The following is a 14,630-nucleotide window of genomic DNA, read 5'->3' on the forward strand; positions in this document are numbered from 1 at the left end:
GTTCGAACCTCCGACATCGGCAGGGGAGGTTATCCACACGCCGTCCTCGCCGGCATCCGCCTTCTTCTAGCCTTCCCGCATGGATCTCCGCACCGTGGCCGTCGTGACCGTCCATCTGATGCTGTTCGTGGTCGCCTGCATGCTCGTCACCATCGACATCCGCACACATCGACTGCCGAACCGGATCGTGCTCCCCACCCTCGCGGCGCTCATCCTCCTCGGGGTCGCCGACGCCATCACCTCCGGTGAGAGCACGGCGACGGTCAGAGCAGCATTCGGCATGCTGATCCTCGGCGGCTTCTATGCGGCGCTCCGTCTGCTCAGCCGCGAGGGAATGGGCGGAGGAGACGTCAAGCTCGCCGCCGTCATCGGCCTGATCCTCGGTTGGCACAGCTGGCAGGCGCTCGCCGTGGGAGCAGCATCCGCCTTCGTCCTCGGTGCTCTGTTCTCCCTGTCGCTGATGATGCTCCGCAGGGCGGACGGCTCGACGCGCATCGCCTTCGGGCCGTGGATGATCCTCGGCGCGATCCTCGGCATCCTCGTGCGGTGAGGCGTCTTGCAGCGTGTCGGCGCTAGGGTGAGCACATGGCACTTGCGCGACTTCACGGCGGCCCGCTCGACGGGCAGATCATTCCTCTCGGCGAGGCGGACGACAAGCTGATCGTCCCCTACAGCGAGACCCAGGTGGTGTACAACAGACGCGGTGACGCGCAGAACACCGGCGACACCGACGGTCCCACCGAGATCGACTACTGGTACGACGAATCCCTCGAGGACATCAGCCCGTCGGATGACTGAGCACCACACCGCTCCGCAGTCCGGCCTCGAACCCTCCAGGGTCGTCGAGGTCGAGCGCAAGTACGACGTCGACGACGCCACCCCTCTTCCGGAGTGGGTGGGGGTTCCCGGAGTGGATGCCGTGTCGTCGGGCGAGGTGCGCGAACTCGACGCACGCTACTTCGACACCGCGGATGCCGGACTCTCCCGCTCAGGGGTGGCTCTTCGTCGTCGCACCGGCGGACCCGATGCCGGTTGGCATATCAAGGGACCGCGTGAGGGCGACGGCCGTCTGGAGATCGGCTGGCCGCTGGGTGACGACGACAGGATCCCCGAGGCGGTGACAGAGACCATCTCTCGATGGGCGACGGGCCCGCTGACGCCCCTCGCCCGGATCGAGAACACCCGAACGGCCTATCTGCTCACCGGAACCGCCGGAGTGGTCGCCGAGTTCGTCGACGATCACGTTCGCGCGACCGACCTCCGACACGACGTGCAGCGTGAATGGCGCGAGTGGGAATTCGAGCTCGGCCCCGCTGCGCCCGCCGACCCGGCGGGGAGAGCGGCCCTGTTCGAGGCCGTCGAGAGGGTGATCTTCGCCGTCGGGGGTCGCGATGCGTCATCCGGCTCCAAGCTCGCCCGTGCTCTGGGTTTCTGACTCACGGCGCAAGCCCCTTCCGCGTGTGAGCGGGGCCATGCTTGAGTGGCAGACATGACCCGCTCCGCCGTACTCCGCTCGCTGCGGACGATCGTTCCAGACACCGTCATCGAGCAGCACGAGGTGCGCGACATCTTCGCCTCGCAGCCCGACGTCGGGCGCCTCGCGCAGAGGATCATCGGAGCATCCTTCAACGGATCGGGCATCGACACCCGTCACACGGTCATCGAAGAGCTCTCCTCCACGGCGAGCACCGACGCGACGCTCTTCTTCGATCGGGAGTCCGGCCTTCTGCAGTCTCCGGGAACGGCCGCACGCAACGACGTCTACATACGCGAGGCGTCTCGTCTCTTCGTCGAGGTGGCTCGCAGCGCGCTGGACGCAGACCCCGACATCGTCGCCGCCGACGTCACGCACGTCATCACCGCATCGTGCACGGGCTTCCATGCGCCGGGCCCGGAGTACGAGATCGTGCGGGGGCTGGGTCTCTCAGACAGCGTGCAGCGCTATCACCTCGGATTCATGGGCTGCTACGCCTCACTGCCGGCGCTCCGAGCGGCGAGCCAGTTCTGCGCGGCCGATCCCGCTGCCGTGGTGCTCGTGGTCAGCGTCGAGCTGTGCACCGTGCACCTTCGCTCGTCGGAGGACCCGGATCTCATCGTGGCCAACTCCCTCTTCGCGGACGGGGCGGCCGCCGGCATCGTCACAGCGCGCGATCTCCCGACACCGGTTCCTGCCGTCCGCCTCGACGGCTTCCACACGGCCATCGCCGCCGAGGGCGAGAAGGACATGGCCTGGACGATCGGCGACCACGGCTTCGAGATGATCCTGTCGACCAAGGTGCCGCAGATCATCGGCGAGACCATCATCGGCGCCATCCGTCCGCTCTACGCCCGCGAGGGCGAGCTCGCGGCCGCGTTCGACGAGGGGAGGGTGGGGGAGCGCGTGGAGCACTGGGCGATCCACCCCGGCGGACGCAGCATCCTCGACCGCGTGCAGGAGCGACTGCAGCTGAGCGACGCGCAGCTGCACCCGGCTCGGGAGACGCTGCGCGAGAACGGCAACATGTCGAGCGCGACGGTGCTCTTCGTGATCAAGCGGATCCTCGATGACGGCGCCGCCGACGGGTCGCGGGTCGCGGCGATGGCCTTCGGACCGGGGTTGACGGCCGAGAGCGCATTGATGACGGTCACCACCGGCGTCTCGTGAGACACGACCTCTCGATGCGCGCCACCGAAGTGCGCGAGCTCATGGACGATCCGGATGCGGACATCGGGATGCTGGAACAGACCTACAGACGCTTCCGGCTCGTGAACGCGCTCGTCTCACGGCCGGGGCTGCTCTATCGTCGCGAGATCCGGCCGCGCGCCCGCCGTGGTCCCATCCGCATCCTGGACATCGGCGCGGGCGGCGGAGACGTGTGCCGGATGATCGCGGCGCGGTTGCGGCGAGCAGGTCTCGAAGCCGAGATCACGGCGCTCGACGCCGACGAGCGGGCGATTCGCTGGGCTGCCGATAACGACCACGGAGCCGGCATCCGATATCGCTGCGCGTTCGCCGCAGACCTCGTGGCGGAGGGAGAGCAGTACGACGTGGTCTTCTCGAATCACGTGCTGCACCACCTCACTTCGACAGAGCTCGACGGCCTGCTGCGCGACTCCGAGGCGCTCGTCGGCGGCGGTGGCGTCGTGGTGCACCGGGACATCGCCCGCACCCGATTCGCCTATGCCCTGTACGACGCCGCGACCTGGGTCCTCTCGGGAACGCTCTTCCGCGGCTCGTTCATCCGGGAGGACGGCCTCATCAGCATCCGCCGCTCGTACGCGCGGAGAGAGCTCGCCTCTCTCGTGCCGTCAGGCTGGGCTGTTCGCTTCGGCCTCCCCTCACGGCTGGAGTTGAGCTGGAAGGCCGAAGCGGCGTCATAGACGCACGAAGGCCCGACACGCGTGAGCGTGCCGGGCCTTCGACGATCTGATCTTCGGATCAGAAGTTGATCATGTGACCCGCGAGGCCGTGGAAGCCCTCCTGCAGCGCCTCCGACAGCGTCGGGTGGGTGTGCACATTGCGGGCCAGCTCGAGAGCCGTGAGGTCCCACTTCTGGGCCAGCGTCAGCTCGGGCAGGAGCTCGGAGACGTCGGGGCCGATCATGTGGGCGCCGATGAGCTCGAGGTGCTCGGCGTCGGCGATGAGCTTCACGAAGCCGACGGGCTCGCCGAGTCCGTGCGCCTTGCCGTTCGCCATGAACGGGAACGTCGCGACCTTGATCTCGCGTCCTTCGTCCTTGGCCTGCTGCTCGGTGAGGCCGAACGAGGCGACCTGCGGCGAGCAGAACGTCGCGCGGGGCATCATGCGGTAGTCGCCGAGCGTCTGAGTCTCCGCGCCGCCGATGGTCTCGGCCGCGACGACACCCTGCGCCTCGGCCACGTGGGCGAGCTGCAGCTTGGCGGTGACGTCGCCGATCGCGTAGATGCCCTCGACGTTCGTGCGCATGTGGTCGTCGATGTCGATCGCGCCGCGCTCGGTGAGCTTGACCCCCGTGGCCTCGAGACCGAAGCCCTCGATGTTGGGGGCGAAGCCGACCGACATGAGCACCTTGTCGGCTTCGATCGAGCTCTGCTGGCCGTCCTTGCCGGTGTACGACACGGTGACGGACGAGCCGTTGTCGACGACGGACTCGACCTTGGTGGAGGTGAGGATGTCGACGCCGTAGTTCTTGTACTGCTTCGCGATCTCCTTCGACACATCGGCGTCCTCGTTGGGAAGCGCGCGGTCGAGGAATTCGATGATCGTGACCTTGACGCCGTAGTTGGTCATCACGTACGCGAATTCCATGCCGATGGCGCCGGCTCCGACGATGACGATCGACTTCGGGAGCTCGCGGCTGAGGATCTGCTCCTCGTAGGTGACGACGTTGTCGCTGAGCTGGACGCCCGGGAGCAGGCGAACCTTCGAGCCGGTCGCGATGATCGCGTTGTCGAAGGTGACCTCTTCGGTCGAGCCGTCGGCCTTGGCGACCGAGATCGCCTTCGGGCCGGTGAAGGTGCCGCGACCGTCGTACTCGGTCACCTTGTTCTTCTTCATCAGGAAGTGGATGCCCTTGACGCGGCCGTCGGCGACGACACGGCTGCGGTCGAACGCCTTGCCGTAGTCGATCGTGAACTCACCCGAGATGCCGAAGAAGTCGGCCTTGTGGTTGAGCGTGTGCGCGAGCTCCGCGTTCTTCAGGAGAGCCTTGGAGGGGATGCAGCCCACGTTGAGGCAGACACCACCCCAGTACTTCTCTTCGATGATGGCGGTGGACAGACCGAGCTGCGCGCTGCGAACCGCAGCGACGTATCCGCCAGGACCTGCACCGAGGATGACGACATCGTAATGTGGCATGCCTTAAGCCTATCGCTCCGAGGGAAGGTCGGAATCGGTCGAAGCCGGGTCGCGGCGCCCGCGGACCACGAGCCAGACGACGATGCCGAGGATCACGAGCACTCCGACGATCGCGAGCACCCAGATCAGCGTCGTGGAGGCGGATGAGTCGTCGCTCTCGGGGGCGGGAGTGACGTCGGTGCCGGGGCCCGCGGTCGCGACCGGAGCGGGAGCGGCCGTGGCCGTCTCCGTGGGCTCGGCGCTCGGCTCTGCGGTCGGGGCGGTCTCGGTGCTGTTCGCGACCGTGAAGTCGAACTCTCCCGAGGTCGGGTGGCCGTCGCTCGAGACGACCTTCCAGATCACGTGATAGGCACCCGCAGGGGCCTCCGTGGCGAGCTGCTGCGTCACGATCGCACCCTCGACGGTGGCAGCGCCCTCGGTGACCGAGTTGCCGGAGGGGTCCGTCACGACCACCTCGGTCGCGCCGGTCTCGTCGATGAGCTTCGCGCTGAAGGTGAGCGTCAACTCGGCGGGGAGCGTGTCGACCGTGCTGTCGGCCTCGGGGGATGACGCGAGCAGACTGTCGTGGGCCGAGGCGGAGAGAGGCGCGAACAGCACGAGGAACGCGGTCAGAAAGGCGGCGGCGAGTGCGACCGGAGCTGCAGGGAGGCGGCGGGCTGTGGTTTTCACATCCTCAGCCTATGAAGTGTCCGTATGCGATGCCTGAGTGTGAAGCGAGCTCCCGCGAGCGGCATCGGATCAGTTAGTCTGGAGGACTAGGAGGGCATAGTGACAGACAGCCAGAATCGATCGGGCGGAGACGCCGCGATCCACCGTCCCGGCGAGCAGAGGCACGACGTGACGCAGACGTTCGGGCACGACTCGGACCTCTCCTTCGTGCCTTTCGGCGTGGAGCTCACCGACGTGGAGCAGGGCGCCATCGCAGCGCTTCCCTCCGGTTCCGCACTGCTTCTGGTGCGCTCCGGAGCTCTCGCAGGGGCCCGCTACCTGCTCGACACCGATGTGACGACCATTGGTCGCCACCCCGAAGCCGACATCTTCTTCGATGACGTGACCGTCTCGCGCCGCCATGCAGAGGTGACTCGCAACGGCTCGACGTTCGAGATCATCGACCAGCGCTCGCTCAACGGAACCTACGTCAACGGCGAGCGTGTCGATCGCAGCGCTCTGGTCGACGGCACCGAGCTTCGTGTCGGCAAGTTCCGATTGAACTTCTTCGCCTCTCCCGTCGATCGCGTCGCGGCGATCGACTGATGGCGGCTTCTCCCGCCCGCGAACGCTCTGCGTCCGCGGGCCTTCTGAGCATCGGTCAGGTGCTTGCTCGGCTCACACCAGAGTTTCCGGAGCTCACCTCCAGCAAGCTCCGCTTCCTGGAGGTGCAGGGGATCGTCAGCCCGTCGCGCACGGAGTCGGGCTACCGCAAGTTCTCGCAGGCCGATATCGAGCGACTGCGCCTCGGCCTCACGCTGCAGCGTGACCACTACCTCCCTCTCAGCATCATCCGAGAGCAGCTCGACGACGCTGAGGCGAACGGCGACTCAGCCGCCCTCGCTCCGCCGCCGTCGATCACGCCGACGCCTCGTCGCTACCGCCGCAGCGAGCTCCTGTCGGCAGCCGGTGCGGGCCCGCAGCTCCTCAACGATGCGATCAGCACCGGTGTCATCGTGGCGCAGGAGAGCTACCCCGAGTCGACCGTCACGCTGCTGCGCGGTCTGGTCGCGCTCGACCGCCATGGCATCGAGCCGCGCCACCTGCGGTCGCTGCGTCAGGGCGCCGAGCGCGAGGTCGCGCTGATCGAGTCCGCCATGTCGTCTCTGCTCCGTCGCACGGACGCCGCATCGCGGGCGAAGGCGAGCGACATGGCGCCCAACCTCGCCGCGAAGATCGACGAAGTGCGCTCGCTCTTCGTCAAGGACGCGCTCACCAGGTTGCTTTCGTAACGAACTGATTGCGACACACCTTCGGCGTCCCTCGGATGTCATTGCCGGTGCCGGAGGGCTGCTCTAGCGTGGAGGTAACAGCTCCAGGGAGGATTTCAAATGAATGCGGATGAGCGTGCAGGCGACCCGCGGTTCGTGCCAGAACTCCTCTTCACCGACGGCCTGCCGGCCATGGACGACGAGGTCGGCTACCGCGGTGCGGTGGCGGCGCGTGCAGCAGGCATCACCTACCGTCAGCTGGACTACTGGGCACGCACCGAGCTCGTAGAGCCCACGGTGCGAGGCGCGAGCGGGTCGGGCTCGCAGCGCCTCTACGGCTTCCGCGACATCCTCGTGCTCAAGCTGGTGAAGAGCCTGCTCGACACCGGTATCTCCCTGCAGCAGATCCGCACCGCGGTCGACGAGCTCCGCCGCGCGGGCATCCGCGATCTCGCGGGCACGACCCTCATGAGCGACGGTGCGTCCGTCTACCTCTGCACGTCGAACGACGAGGTCATCGACCTGGTCAGCCGCGGTCAGGGCGTGTTCGGCATCGCCGTGGGCAAGGTGCTTCGCGAGGTCGAGTCGACCCTCGTCGAATTCGACGCGACATCACCCGACCCGGTCGACGAGCTGTCGGCGCGTCGCACCAAGCGCTCCGCCTGAGCATCCGCGGCTCCGAGCCGCGCCCACACGAAGAAACGGCCACCCTCGCGAGAGGATGGCCGTTCTGCTGTCCGCGGTGGATCAGGCCTGCGGGCCGGAATCCGCGACCTGGATGCGCCCGGTGCGGATGATCCGATCGAGCAGCTGGTCGAAGTCGGCAGCGAGTTCCTGAGCCGAGTCGCCGGGCCAGATGTGCAGCGGCTTGGCCGCACCCTGGGCCTGCTGCAGCGACGTGCGCTCCGGGAGCTGCGGGGAGAGCACGAGGGGGCCGAACATGTCTCGCAGTTCCTTGATGCGGAACTGGTGCTCGATCGACTGGGGCCGCACGCGGTTGACGACGATGCCCAGCGGCTGGAGTCGAGGGGAGAGGCCCCGACGGATCTCCTCGATCGCGCGCAGCGCGCGATCGGCCGCGGCGACGGAGAAGAGGCCGGGCTCGGTGACGACCATCACGCGGTCGCTCGCCGCCCAGGCCGTGCGGGTGAGGGCGTTCAGCGACGGGGCGCAGTCGACGAGGACCAGGTCATAGTCGGCTTCGACGGAGGCCAGCGCCTCTTCGAGCTTCCACACGTCACGCACGCTCGGGTGCGGTCCGTCGAAGTTGATCGCTGACGGGCTGCCGATCAGCACGTCGATGGTTCCGGGGTGCACCTTCGCCCAGCCGCTGGAGGTGATCGCCTGACGGACGACCTTCTCCTTCGGGTTGGCCAGGACATCGGCGATGTTGAGCCGACCGGCCACCTGGATGTCCATTCCGGTGGACACATCGGACTGAGGGTCGAGGTCGACGACGAGCGTTCGGACACCACGGGCGAAGGCCGCTGAGGCCAGGCCGAGGGTCACTGTCGTCTTGCCGACGCCTCCCTTGAGAGAGCTGACGCTGAGTACGTGCACGAACACCACGTTACCTTCCCCTAGGCTGGGTGCACACTCAGCCCCGCCCCATGCGCGCCGATTAGAAGTGCGCATCGAGCTTCCAGAGGTGTGCATGTTCCAGAAGATCCTTGTGGCGAACCGCGGCGAGATCGCGATCCGTGCCTTCCGTGCGGCATTCGAGGTCGGGGCGAGAACAGTCGCCGTCTTCCCGCATGAGGACCGCGGCTCCGTCCACCGGCTCAAGGCGGACGAGGCCTACGAGATCGGCGAGCGGGGTCATCCCGTCCGCGCATACCTGAACGTCGACGAGATCATCCGTGTCGCGAAGGATGCGGGAGCGGACGCGATCTACCCCGGCTACGGCTTCCTGTCCGAGAATCCCGAACTGGCCGAGAAGGCTGCCGCGAACGGCATCGTCTTCATCGGTCCGCCCTCGAAGGTGCTCGAGATGGCAGGCAACAAGGTCGAGGCCAAGCGCCACGCGATCGAGGCCGGGGTTCCCGTGCTCCGCTCGACCGAGGCCTCCGATGACGTCGACGCGCTCGTGGCCCAGGCATCGGACATCGGCTTCCCGCTGTTCGCCAAGGCCGTCGCCGGTGGTGGCGGTCGTGGCATGCGCCGGGTCGAGTCTGCGGCGGAGCTCGCGCCGGCACTGGCAGAGGCGATGCGCGAAGCGGAGAGCGCCTTCGGCGACCCGCGGATGTTCCTGGAGCAGGCCGTCATCCGTCCCCGGCACATCGAGGTGCAGATCCTCGCGGACAAGACCGGCGAGACCGTCCACCTCTTCGAACGCGACTGCTCGGTGCAGCGACGTCATCAGAAGGTCGTCGAGATCGCCCCGGCCCCGAATCTCGACGATGGCATCCGCACCGCGCTGCACGGGTACGCGGTCGCGTTCGCGCGATCCATCGGATACGAGAACGCGGGAACGGTCGAGTTCCTGCTCGAGACCGCGGGGGAGCGCACCGGCGAGGTCGTCTTCATCGAGATGAACCCGCGGATCCAGGTCGAGCACACCGTCACCGAGGAGGTGACCGACGTCGATCTCGTGCAGAGCCAGATGCGCATCGCCGCAGGCCAGACCCTCGCCGAACTCGGACTCGAACAGCACAGTCTGCAGGTGCGCGGAGCGGCGCTGCAGTGCCGCATCACCACGGAGGACCCGACTCAGGGGTTCCGGCCCGACACGGGCAAGATCACCACCTACCGCTCCCCGGGAGGTGCGGGCATCCGCCTCGACGGCGGCACCGTGCATCAGGGTGCGCAGATCAGCCCGCACTTCGATTCGATGCTCGCCAAGCTGACCTGCCGTGGGCGGGACTACCCGGCGGCGGTCGCACGCGCTCGGCGGGCGCTGGCGGAGTTCCGCATTCGCGGCGTCTCGACCAACATCCCGTTCCTGCAGGCCCTGCTCGAGGATGAGGCGTTCATCGCCGGCGACGTGAGCACGTCGTTCATCGACGAGCGCCCGGATCTTCTCCGTGGCCGCGAGTCGAAGGACCGCGGCACTCGGATTCTGAACTGGCTGGTCGACGTCACGGTCAACAAGCCCCACGGTGTCCACCCGGGTTCGCTGGACCCGGCTGCCAAGCTCCCGGCCGTCGACCTCGACTCGACCCCGGTCGCCGGTTCGCGACAGCGTCTGCTGGAGCTGGGCCCGGAAGGCTTCGCCCAGAGCCTGCGCGCGCAGAGCGCTCTCGCGATCACCGACACGACCTTCCGCGATGCGCACCAGTCGCTGCTCGCGACGCGCGTGCGCACGAAGGATCTCGTCGCAGCCGCACCGCACATCGCCCGGTTGACGCCTGAGCTGCTCTCGGTCGAGGCCTGGGGAGGGGCGACGTACGACGTCGCACTGCGCTTCCTCGGGGAAGACCCCTGGGAGCGTCTCGACAAGCTGCGGGCGGCGCTTCCGAACGTCGCGATCCAGATGCTTCTGCGTGGACGCAACACCGTGGGCTACACGCCCTACCCGACGGCCGTCACCGAGGCGTTCGTGCGGGAGGCGGCGGCAAGCGGCGTCGACATCTTCAGGATCTTCGATGCGCTCAACGACGTCGAGCAGATGCGACCGGCGATCGAGGCTGTTCGCAACACGGGCACCGCGGTCGCCGAGGTGGCGCTCTGCTACACCGGTGACCTTCTGAACCCGGCCGAGGATCTCTACACGCTCGATTACTACTTGAACCTCGCGGCCCAGATCGTCGATGCGGGGGCGCACGTCATCGCGATCAAGGACATGGCGGGACTGCTGCGACCCGCGGCGGCCGCGAAGCTCGTCGCGGCGCTGCGCGAGCGCTTCGACCTGCCCGTGCACCTGCACACGCACGACACCCCCGGCGGCCAGCTCGCCACACTGCTCGCTGCGAGCGACGCAGGGGTGGATGCGGTCGACGCGGCATCCGCTCCGCTCTCCGGCACGACCAGCCAGCCTTCTCTCTCATCGCTCGTCGCTGCGCTCGCGCATACGGATCGCGACAGCGGCATCTCCCTCGACAGCGTCTCGGATCTCGAGCCGTACTGGGAGGCGGTCCGCCGGATGTACGCGCCGTTCGAGTCCGGACTTCCCGGCCCCACCGGGCGGGTCTACCACCACGAGATCCCGGGCGGTCAGCTGTCGAACCTCCGTCAGCAGGCGAAGGCGCTCGGGCTCGCAGACGACTTCGAGCTGATCGAGGACATGTACGCTGCGGCCGATCGAATCCTCGGTCGTGTTCCGAAGGTGACGCCGTCGTCGAAGGTCGTCGGCGATCTTGCTCTGCACCTGGCCGCGGTCAAGGCCGATCCTGCTGACTTCGAGGCGAACCCCGAGAAGTACGACGTGCCCGACTCCGTCGTCGGTTTCATGGCGGGCGAGCTCGGCGACCTGCCGGGCGGATGGCCGGAGCCCTTCCGCACGAAGGTGCTGGCAGGGCGTGCCGTGCGCATCGGCATGACAGAGATCTCCGCCGACGACGAGGCAGCGTTGGCGGGCGACAGCGCGACCCGTCGTGCGCGGCTGAACACGCTGCTGTTTCCTGCACCCATGCGCGAGTTCACCGAGAGACGGGAACTGTTCGGTGATCTCTCGGTGCTCGACACCGCTGACTACCTCTACGGTCTCGTGCAAGGCCAGGAGCACGTCGTCGAGATCGATCGCGGCGTCCAGCTGTACGTGGGTCTCGAAGCCATCGGAGATGCAGACGACAAGGGCATGCGCACCGTCATGACGACGCTCAACGGTCAGCTGCGGCCCGTGTTCGTGCGCGACAGATCGGTGGCGGTCGACGTCCACGAGATCGAGAAGGCCGACACATCGGTGCCCGGTCAGGTGGCCGCGCCGTTCTCGGGAGTCGTGACCCTGAAAGCGGACGTCGGTGACTCGGTGCGCGCCGGTGAACCGGTCGCATCCATCGAGGCCATGAAGATGGAAGCGGCCATCACCGCCCCCGTCGACGGCGTGGTGGAGAGACTCGCGATCGGCGCGACGCAGCAGGTCGAAGCCGGAGATCTTTTGGTCGTCATCCGCCCGGCGCACTAATCTTGTGCGGGCGAGGCCGCGTTCGACGCAACGCACCCGAGGCCCGCACAAGCTTGGAGTGACACAGTGACCCCGAAGAACGTGGCAGACAACCCGGACGACGAGTCCAGAGGGGTGCTGGACGACGCTACGTCTCTGGATACCTCGGCCATCGGCATACTCGGCAACACGGCGCAGGTGAGCGTCGTGCTCCCGAAGGACGACGATGACGACCTGGAGGACGATGGCGTCGTCGAGGGCGAGGTCGTCGCCGACCTGATCATCGACGAGCCGGTCGCCGCGGCGAAGGCCGCTGCAGAGATCTCACCGGCACCGCTCGGCGCTGCTCCGATGATCATCGAGCTGCCGCCGGAGCCTGTTGCGGACGAGGATCGGACCGGGGCGACCGAACCCGAGTCCGACGCGGTTCAGGAGCCCGAACCCGAACCCGAGCCTGAATTCGAGCCGGAGTCGGAGTCGGAGCCTGACTTCGAGGCGGAGCCTGAGGCCGACCTCGACTTCGAGATCGAGCCGGGTCTGGAAGCCGAACCGGGTCTGGAAGCCGAGCCCGAACCGGAAGCATCCTCCGAGCCTGACTTCGCGATGGAGCCGGAGCCGGCCCTCGAGGCGGAAGCGTCTTCCGAGCCCGACCTCGTGATCGAGTCTGAGCCGGAAGCATCCTCCGAGCCTGACCTCGCGATGGAGCCGGAGCCGGCGCCCGAGGCGGAAGCGTTCTCCGAGCCCGACCTCGCGATTGAGCCGGAGCCTGAGCCTGAGCCTGAGCCTGAGCCTGAGCCTGAGCCTGAGCCTGAGCCTGAGCCTGAGCCTGAGCCTGAGCCGGAGCCGGAGCCTGAGCCGGAGCCGGAGCCGGAGCCGGAGCCGGAGCCGGAGCCGGAGCCTGAGCCTGAGCCTGAGCCTGAGCCTGAGCCTGAGCCTGAGCCGGAGCCGGAGCCGGAGCCGGAGCCTGAGCCTGAGCCTGAGCCGGAGCCGGAGCCTGAGCCTGAGCCTGAGCCTGAGCCTGAACCCGAGCCGGCGCGCACCCGCGAACGTGCTCCGAGGACGGCACCCGTGACAGCCGTCGGCGCCACCGCTTCCGCTGCCACCGCTTCCGCTGCCACCGCTTCGGCAGCGCCCGGTGACGCGGTCGCAGCGGAGGCCGCCGCGGCCGCGGCGTTCATCGCCAGGGCGAAAGCCGATATCGACGCCGCGCCCAGCTCACGGAGATCGTCGGCAGCAGCATCACTCGCCAAGAAGGAGAGCTCGGTCATGAACGCTGAGAAGCCCCGACGGGCCGCGACCCCGGCGACCCGATCGGGCCGCACCGACGTGCAGCTGTCCGCGAAGCGTCTGGACGCCCTCGGCGACTCCTCTCGCGAGAGCGCCGACCTGCTCACCGCAGATCGTCTTCTCGACCCGCACCGCATCACCAAGCCAGAGCCCGAGGGTGCCTGGAGCCACTTCCTCTATACGATCTCCGGACGTCGGATCAACATCGGAGACGGACGCCGCGCCCGTGAGCGCAAAGCGCTGAGCGCCAGGATCGCCGCACCGATCGTCGGCGGCGCGCGATTCGTTCCGGTGCTGTCCCGCAAGGGCGGGGTCGGCAAGACGACGATCACCGCTCTGCTGGGTATGGCTCTCGCCGACGCCCGTGACGATCGCGTGATCGCGGTCGATGCCAACCCCGATCGCGGCACCCTCGCAGAGCGTGTGGTCCGCCCGCACCACAACAAGTCCGTGCGCGATCTCGTCCGGATCCATGACGAGGTCAGGGGATATCACGACATCTCCGCGATCGTCGCGCGGGACGCCACCCGCCTCGACGTGCTCGCGTCGGATTCCGACCCGCGGATCGCAGAAGCCTTCAGCGACAGCGACTACCGGGATGTGGCCGGTGTCGCCGCACACTATTACTCGCTCGTGCTCACAGACACAGGCACGGGCATCGTGCACTCGGTGATGTCGGCCACGCTCGATCTCGCCGATCAGATCGTGATCGTCTCGGGGCTGAGCGTCGACGAGGCGCGCCTGGCGTCGGAGACGCTCACCTGGCTCGAGAGCAACGGATACGCAGAGCAGGCGCGTGAGGCCGTCGTGGTGCTGAACCAGTCGACTCCCGGTGCTCCGCTCGTGCGTCTCAACGAACTCGAGGCTCATTTCCGCACGCGCGCCAAGCATGTCGTGCGGATGCCGTACGACGCGCAGATCGCGGGAGGCGGGACCATCGTCTTCGCCAACCTGCAGCCGGAGACCCGAGTGGCAGCGCGCGAGCTCGCTGCGCTGCTCGTCGAGGGCCTGCGAGCGAAGGTCGACTGATGGCGGTGCGTGAGATCCGGGTCTTCGGAGACCCCGTGCTTCGTACGGTCTGCGCGCCGATCGACGCCGTCGACGACGGCGTTCGAGCGCTCGTCGCCGACCTGATCGACACCGTCGAGCTGCCGGGGCGCGCCGGCGTCGCCGCTCCGCAGATCGGTGTCGCGCTCCGCGCCTTCAGCTACAACATCGACGGCGACATCGGCTATGTGCTCAATCCCGTCCTGACCGAGGTTCGTGGAGAGGCTGTGCCGACGGGGGAAGGCTGTCTGTCCGTGCCCGGGCTCTGGCATGACGCGCTGCGTCACCCGTGGGCCAGGGTCGAGGGCATCGACCTCGATGGCGAGCCTGTGGTGCTGGAAGGAAGCGGCCTGATGGCGCAGGCGCTCCAGCATGAGACGGATCACCTCGACGGCAAGCTCTACCTCACGAGACTCGATGCCGAGACGCGCAAGCGTGCGATGCGCGAGATCCGAGAGAGCGCCTGGTTCTGAACTTCGGACGGATACGAGAAAGGCCCCGCCGCGGCGGGACCTTTCTC

General features: G+C 67.7%; 14 protein-coding genes. 11 read left to right on the plus strand and 3 right to left on the minus strand.

Translation table 11 applies throughout. The features are described from left to right. Window positions 1-79 precede the first annotated feature (79 nt). Genes OPU70_RS00185 through OPU70_RS00205 form a run of 5 tightly spaced genes read left to right on the plus strand, consistent with a single transcriptional unit; the run spans window position 80 to window position 3,360 of the window. Window positions 80-550, plus strand: a complete 471-nt coding sequence (locus tag OPU70_RS00185; RefSeq protein ID WP_498556923.1) for a prepilin peptidase — start codon at window positions 80-82, stop codon at window positions 548-550. A 35-nt stretch (window positions 551-585) separates the two neighbouring features. After that, window positions 586-798: a response regulator gene (locus OPU70_RS00190; RefSeq protein WP_498556924.1), complete on the plus strand. Its 213-nt coding sequence runs from the start codon at window positions 586-588 to the stop codon at window positions 796-798. After that, the gene (locus OPU70_RS00195; RefSeq protein WP_042538481.1) at window positions 791-1,435 is read left to right on the plus strand and encodes a CYTH domain-containing protein; all 645 of its coding nucleotides are present in this window, start codon (window positions 791-793) and stop codon (window positions 1,433-1,435) included. The genes OPU70_RS00190 and OPU70_RS00195 overlap by 8 nt, the downstream gene beginning before the upstream one ends. 54 nt (window positions 1,436-1,489) lie before the next feature. Then, window positions 1,490-2,644, plus strand: coding sequence for a type III polyketide synthase (locus OPU70_RS00200; RefSeq protein WP_498556925.1), 1,155 nt, complete (start codon window positions 1,490-1,492; stop codon window positions 2,642-2,644). Beyond that, complete coding sequence (locus OPU70_RS00205) at window positions 2,641-3,360, plus strand: methyltransferase domain-containing protein (RefSeq protein ID WP_056377142.1); 720 nt, start codon at window positions 2,641-2,643, stop codon at window positions 3,358-3,360. The genes OPU70_RS00200 and OPU70_RS00205 overlap by 4 nt, the downstream gene beginning before the upstream one ends. A gap of 58 nt (window positions 3,361-3,418) precedes the next feature. Here the strand turns inward: OPU70_RS00205 and lpdA are convergent, their stop codons facing one another. Together lpdA and OPU70_RS00215 are read right to left on the minus strand one after the other, a co-directional pair. Continuing rightward, window positions 3,419-4,816 (minus strand): dihydrolipoyl dehydrogenase, encoded by a 1,398-nt coding sequence (gene lpdA / locus OPU70_RS00210; protein WP_042538477.1) that lies wholly within the window; start codon window positions 4,814-4,816, stop codon window positions 3,419-3,421. A 9-nt stretch (window positions 4,817-4,825) separates the two neighbouring features. Next, entirely contained in the window at window positions 4,826-5,485 is a 660-nt protein-coding gene (locus OPU70_RS00215; RefSeq protein WP_498556926.1) for a copper resistance CopC family protein, read from the minus strand. 99 nt (window positions 5,486-5,584) lie between these two features. Here OPU70_RS00215 and OPU70_RS00220 point away from each other — a divergent pair, with 99 nt between their 5' ends. From OPU70_RS00220 to OPU70_RS00230, 3 genes are all read left to right on the plus strand, one after another. Beyond that, entirely contained in the window at window positions 5,585-6,070 is a 486-nt protein-coding gene (locus tag OPU70_RS00220) for an FHA domain-containing protein (RefSeq protein ID WP_153302217.1), read from the plus strand. Then, window positions 6,070-6,756, plus strand: a complete 687-nt coding sequence (gene ftsR / locus OPU70_RS00225; RefSeq protein ID WP_042538473.1) for a transcriptional regulator FtsR — start codon at window positions 6,070-6,072, stop codon at window positions 6,754-6,756. Before OPU70_RS00220 ends, ftsR begins: the two co-directional genes overlap by 1 nt. Before the next feature lie 99 nt (window positions 6,757-6,855). Further along, entirely contained in the window at window positions 6,856-7,401 is a 546-nt protein-coding gene (locus OPU70_RS00230) for a MerR family transcriptional regulator (protein WP_042538471.1), read from the plus strand. An 81-nt stretch (window positions 7,402-7,482) separates the two neighbouring features. Here OPU70_RS00230 and OPU70_RS00235 read toward each other — a convergent pair whose 3' ends face one another. Further along, window positions 7,483-8,295 carry a ParA family protein gene (locus OPU70_RS00235; RefSeq protein WP_042538598.1) on the minus strand — a complete coding sequence of 271 codons (813 nt, stop codon included), beginning with the start codon at window positions 8,293-8,295 and terminating at the stop codon, window positions 7,483-7,485. A gap of 94 nt (window positions 8,296-8,389) precedes the next feature. Here OPU70_RS00235 and OPU70_RS00240 point away from each other — a divergent pair, with 94 nt between their 5' ends. The 3 genes from OPU70_RS00240 to def all read left to right on the plus strand — a co-directional run bounded on the left by OPU70_RS00240 (window position 8,390) and on the right by def (window position 14,583). Continuing rightward, window positions 8,390-11,797, plus strand: a complete 3,408-nt coding sequence (locus tag OPU70_RS00240) for a pyruvate carboxylase (protein ID WP_498556927.1) — start codon at window positions 8,390-8,392, stop codon at window positions 11,795-11,797. Window positions 11,798-11,863: 66 nt separating this feature from the next. Then, window positions 11,864-14,092 carry a nucleotide-binding protein gene (locus OPU70_RS00245; protein ID WP_498556928.1) on the plus strand — a complete coding sequence of 743 codons (2,229 nt, stop codon included), beginning with the start codon at window positions 11,864-11,866 and terminating at the stop codon, window positions 14,090-14,092. Next, window positions 14,092-14,583, plus strand: a complete 492-nt coding sequence (def, locus tag OPU70_RS00250) for a peptide deformylase (RefSeq protein WP_367819628.1) — start codon at window positions 14,092-14,094, stop codon at window positions 14,581-14,583. Before OPU70_RS00245 ends, def begins: the two co-directional genes overlap by 1 nt. The last annotated feature ends 47 nt before the right edge of the window (window positions 14,584-14,630 follow it).

Source organism: Microbacterium sp. SWDP-B6 (assembly GCF_059803615.1).